Genomic DNA, 4,417 nt, shown 5'->3' with positions numbered 1-4,417 from the left:
CCCGACGGCACCAGTCCAGGCGCCTGGCCAAGGTGCCCTCGGACCGCCGGCGGCGGCTGGCGGGCGTCGCGCGCCTGGCCGAGCTGCCCACGGTCGCTCCCGCCGTGCGCGACAACGTCCGGCAGCCGCTGTTCCGCGTCCCGCTGCTGGTGCGTGACAGGGACGCGGCCATCGCCGAACTGGAGCGGCGCGGGGTGGCCACGGGTTACCTGTACGACCCGCCGTACGACGACTACGCACCCGCCTTCACCGAGCCGTCCCCCGACCCCGGCCCCGCGCGCTGGTGGGCGCGGCACGTGCTTCCGGTCGATCCGGTGTACGCCGGCCGCGCCCTCCCCGTCCTGCGCGGCCTGGAGCCCCCTACGCAGGGTCCGCCCTGACCAGCCGCAGGAACGCCTTCAATCCCGTGATCACCTCCTGGTTGTCGCTCAGCCCGTCCACGGTCTCGTCGAACCGGCGGGCCATGAGCGTCATCCGGCGGCCCAGATCGTGGTCCGCCAGCTCCAACGCCCGGCGGGCGGCGGTCAGCTCCTCGATGTCCCGCCGCAGGCCCAGCGCGACCGTCTCCAGCTCGAACACCTGGCCGCGCAGGGCGATCACGTCCACGCGCGGGTACCGCACCTCCTGGCCTAGTGTCCTGACGCGGTCGCGCAGGTGCGAGGTGTACGCCCCGATCGGGCGGAAAGCGGTCGCGAGGAGGTAGAACCCGGCGAAGTAGTAGCCGATCTGGGCCCCTGAGAAGAACGTCACGACCGCGATCACCGCGGCGGACACGACGTGGCCGGAGATCGCGAGGACGAGCATGCGCCGGCCTATGCGCCTGGCCTCGTCCTCGCGGTGCTGGGCCACCTCGATGCCGGCCTCCCTGGACACCTGGATCTCGTGGACGACGTGGCGGGCGGCGAAGCACAGGTTCCACGGGACGGTCAGGATGACGACCAGCCAGAGCAGGCTGACCGCCCCGGCGGCGAGCGAGACAAGCGTGGAGAGCGCCACGCCTGCGTAGAGGATCAACCAGGCGGTGAGCAGGGTGACGAGCAGGGACGCGAGCAGTAGCCACCATTTCATACGGTTCATGGTGCTGTGCCGGTGCGGGCTGTCACGAGCGCTCGGCTACTCAGATCCGGCCTGAGCATCCTCGTGTATCGGACACCAACCCTGACCCGCCGTACTCCCCCCGGGTCCTTTTGCGGCCAGGGGGGCGCGTACTGCCCGCCCCATCCGCCAAAGGACCGCAACCACGGACGGTGGGAGAGCGGCAGTCGCGCCGTTCGGGCGCGCGGGCGCCCCATGCCGTGGGGCGGGGGCGCTAGCGAGCCTTGGCGTCGCGGATCAGCTTGGCCAGGATCCGGCAGCCGCGCCGGACCTCGGCGAGCGAGGCGGAGCCGTACCCGATCACCAGGCCGTGCAGGTGCGCCCGGCCGTGGTGGTGGCGCATGGTGGAGTCGAGCAGGACGCCGTGCTCCCTGGCCCGGGCGATCACGTCCGGCGCGACGGAGGCGGGCAGCTCGGCCAGGACGTGCAGCCCGGCCGTGTCGCCGCGCAGGCGGCAGACGGGCCCGAGGAGCTCGACGACCGCGGCGCGGCGGCGCGCGTACTCCAGGCGCATCCTGCGCAGGTGCCTGTCGAGGTCGCCGTGCTCCAGCAGGGTGATCACGGCCTGCTGTACGGGGCCGCTGGTGCGGTCGGCGATGCTGCGGCGCAGGCGGGCGATCGTGGCGACCAGTTCCGGATCGCCGACGAGCCAGCCGACGCCCACGTCGGGCGCGAGGGTCTTGGACAGGGTGCCGAGGAGCACCACCCGGGACGGGTCCAGGCCGTAAAGGGCGGGCAGCGGGGCCACGTCGTAGCGGAACTCGGCGTCGTAGTCGTCCTCGATGATCGTCGCGCCGGTGCTCCTGGCCCAGGCCAGCAACCGTTCCCTGCGCGGGATCGGCAGCCGCCCGCCCAGGGGGTACTGGTGCGCGGGGGTGGTGTAGAGCACGCGGAGATCGCCGGGAAGCCCGTCCACGATCACGCCGTCCTCGTCCACGGGGCACGGCACCACCTCGGCGCCCCTGGCAGCGAACACCGTCCGCGCCACGTGGTAGCCCGGGTCTTCGACGCCGGCCCGTGCCGGAGCTCGGCCGCCGCCGAGCAGGGCCAGCGCGCACAGGTCGAGCCCGTTGCCGGTGCCCCTGGTGACCAGGATGTTCTCCGGGCCGACGGCCATGCCTCTGGCCCGTCTCAAGTGCTCGGCCAGCAGCTCCCTGAGCCGGGGCAGGCCGTACGGATTGGGCGAGGCGCCCGGCGGCAGTTCGGCGGCCTTGCGCCAGGCCCGCCGCCACGCCGCCCGGTCGTAGTCGCGCACCCAGGGCTCGCCCGGCGTGAGGTCGATCGAGTCGGCCGGGGCCGGCGGCGGCGCGGGCACGTACGTGCTCTCCCTGGGCTGCGGCGCGGTGACCTCCATGTCGGCCACGAACGTGCCGGAGCCGTGCCGTCCGTCCAGCCAGCCCTCGGCGTACAGCTGCTGGTACGCCTCCGTGATCACGGTCCTGCTCACCGCGAGCTGGGCCGCCAGGGAACGCGTGGACGGCAGCCGCTCGCCGGGCGCCAGCGTGCCGTCGAGCATGGCATGCCGCAGCCAGTCGGCGAGCTGCGCGGTCAGCGGCGCGTCCGAGTCGCGTGAGAGAGATATGGGCAGGTCAACATGGGTACGCACGGAAGTGGTCTCTGCGAAGGGCTCGATAGTGGCCATACAGGATAGGTCCACTTCGTGGTTACCGTCGAATCATGCTCTCCACCACTCCCCGCACCACGCTCGGCCGCGAGAAGCAGCGCGGCAGCACCGACAGGAACGACCTCTACGAGGTGCTCGACACCGGGCTGATCTGCCACCTGGGCGTGATCGTGAACGGCCATCCCATGGTCGTCCCCACAGGCTACGGCCGCATCGGCGAGACCCTCTACCTGCACGGCTCCACCGCGGCCACGTCGCTGCGAGCGGGCGAAGGAAGCGACGTGTGCGTCACGGTCACGCACGTGGACGGCATAGTGCTGGCCCGCTCGATCTTCCACCACTCGGTCAACTACCGTTCGGCGATCATCTACGGGCCGGCCAGGCTGGTGACGGACCCCGAGGAGCGGATGGCGGGGCTGCGGGCCCTGGCCGAGCAGCTCGCGCCCGGCCAGTGGGACTACGTCAGGCGGCCGTCGCGCAAGGAACTGGCCGCCACGGCGGTGCTGGCGCTGTCGCTTGAGGAGGCGTCGGTCAAGATGAGGAGCGGGGCGCCCAAGGACGAGGAAGAGGACTACGACCTGCCGGTATGGGCCGGAGTGCTGCCCCTGGTCACCTCATGGGGCGAACCGGAGGCGGATCCGGTGCTCCCAGAAGGTATCGATATGCCGGTTCACATCCTCCATCGGGAGTAGTTCCATTAAGCAGGGCACCACCTGCTCCTGATGGGAGACGGCGATGGAGTGGAGCGCTCCCGGATATACCGAAGTCAAGCAGCTCGGGGCGGGCGCCAGCGGACGGGTGGCGCTGGCCCTGCACGACGAGACCGGGGTCAAGGTCGCGATCAAGTACCTCTCCGAGGAGCTGCGGCGCGATCCCGCCGCGCTGTCCAGGTTCCAGTCGGAGGCCCGGCTGCTGACCACGCTGCGCGATCCGAACATCGCCACGATGTGGGAGTACATCCAGGACGCCGGTGGGGCCTGCATCGTGATGGAGCTGATCAACGGCGTCTCCCTGCGGGCCCTGCTGCGCGAGAACGGCACGACCGAGCCGGAGGCGGCGCTGGCCGTGCTGAAGGGCTCGCTGCTCGGGCTGGCCAAGGCGCACGACCTCGGGCTGGTGCACAGGGACTACAAGCCGGAGAACGTGCTCGTCAGGGACGACGGGGTCAGCAAGCTGGTCGACTTCGGGATCGCGGTACAGCAGGGCACGGTCGCGCAGCCGGAGGGCACGCCGCCGTACATGGCGCCGGAGCTGTGGGAGGGGCTGCCGGCCTCGCCGGCGACCGACGTGTACGCGGCCACGGCGGTCTTCTTCGAGTGCCTGACCGGGCACCGGCCGTACCGGTCGACCGAGCCGAGCGTGCTCGGCTATCAGCACGTCCACGCGCCCGTGCCCTTCCACGACGCGCCGGACCCGGCGCGCGAGCTGGTCAGGCGCGGCCTGGCCAAGGATCCCGCGCAGCGGCCGGTCAGCGCGCACGCGTTCGTGGCGGAGCTGGAGGCCACGGCCAGGGCGGCGTACGGCGAGGACTGGGAGGAGCGTGGCAAACGGCGACTGGCGGCGCTCGTGGCCCTGCTCGCGTTCCTGCTGCCCACGCCGCGGACGCCCGCTCCCGAGGCGACGACCTCGCTGGCCAGGACGGTGTTCCGCGGCCTGCGCTCGAACACGACCCGCGTGGCCATGGGCGGCGCGCTGGCG

Annotated in this window: 5 protein-coding genes; 3 read left to right on the top strand and 2 right to left on the bottom strand. The window is 72.0% G+C overall.

Annotation, left to right across the window (positions count from 1 at the left end):
- Positions 1-380, top strand: a 380-nt coding sequence (locus AB0J09_RS57485) for a hypothetical protein (RefSeq protein WP_360711385.1), incomplete at its 5' end; no start/stop codon positions are given.
- Here the strand turns inward: AB0J09_RS57485 and AB0J09_RS57480 are convergent.
- Entirely contained in the window at positions 361-1,068 is a 708-nt protein-coding gene (locus AB0J09_RS57480; protein ID WP_360711383.1) for a hypothetical protein, read from the bottom strand. The genes AB0J09_RS57485 and AB0J09_RS57480 overlap by 20 nt on opposite strands.
- A 241-nt stretch (positions 1,069-1,309) precedes the next feature.
- Positions 1,310-2,701, bottom strand: a complete 1,392-nt coding sequence (locus AB0J09_RS57475; protein WP_360711380.1) for a PLP-dependent aminotransferase family protein — start codon at positions 2,699-2,701, stop codon at positions 1,310-1,312.
- Positions 2,702-2,772: 71 nt separating this feature from the next.
- Here AB0J09_RS57475 and AB0J09_RS57470 point away from each other — a divergent pair, with 71 nt between their 5' ends.
- On the top strand, positions 2,773-3,411 hold the full coding sequence (locus tag AB0J09_RS57470) for a pyridoxamine 5'-phosphate oxidase family protein (RefSeq protein WP_360711377.1): 639 nt from the start codon (positions 2,773-2,775) through the stop codon (positions 3,409-3,411).
- 43 nt (positions 3,412-3,454) lie between these two features.
- On the top strand, positions 3,455-4,417 hold a 963-nt coding region (locus tag AB0J09_RS57465), incomplete at its 3' end, for a serine/threonine-protein kinase (protein ID WP_360711374.1).

This window comes from Nonomuraea sp. NPDC049784, assembly GCF_040659615.1.
Classification (GTDB): Bacteria; Actinomycetota; Actinomycetes; order Streptosporangiales; family Streptosporangiaceae; genus Nonomuraea.
This window is presented reverse-complemented; position numbering and strand designations above follow the sequence as displayed.

Excerpts from the sequence above, each read along its gene's own strand:
- AB0J09_RS57480 (WP_360711383.1), bottom strand. The coding sequence starts at position 1,068 with ATGAAATGGTGGCTACTGCTCGCGTCCCTGCTCGTCACCCTGCTCACC.
- AB0J09_RS57470 (WP_360711377.1), top strand. The coding sequence starts at position 2,773 with ATGCTCTCCACCACTCCCCGCACCACGCTCGGCCGCGAGAAGCAGCGC.